Genomic DNA, 286 nt, shown 5'->3' with positions numbered 1-286 from the left:
AGGATATGGTGGTCAATATTGTCAAAGTAACCTTGAATATCACCTTCAATAAACCATTTAGTTCCGCTGCCACTCTTTTTAATTTGTCTCAAAGCTGTATGACAACCCCTATTTTTCCTGAATCCATGTGAGTTCTCAGAGAAGTTTGGTTCATAAATAGCTTCTAAGATATACTTTATTTCTAATTGGACAAGTTTATCGTCAAATGTCGGTACCCCTAGAGGACGCTTTTTCTTACTCCCTTTTTTATCAATATATACTCGCTTAACAGGGGTAGGGTTATAGC

General features: G+C 36.4%; 1 protein-coding gene. It reads right to left on the bottom strand.

The genetic code is table 11. The features are described from left to right. The coding region (locus ACSG5Z_RS31850) for a reverse transcriptase/maturase family protein (protein ID WP_435712947.1) at positions 1-286 on the bottom strand (286 nt) is incomplete at both ends.

Source organism: Bacillus pretiosus, from assembly GCF_051294775.1.
GTDB classification, from domain to species: domain Bacteria; phylum Bacillota; class Bacilli; order Bacillales; family Bacillaceae_G; genus Bacillus_A; species Bacillus_A wiedmannii.
The sequence above is the reverse complement of the archived record's forward strand: the minus strand, read 5'-3'. Positions and strand labels throughout refer to the sequence as shown.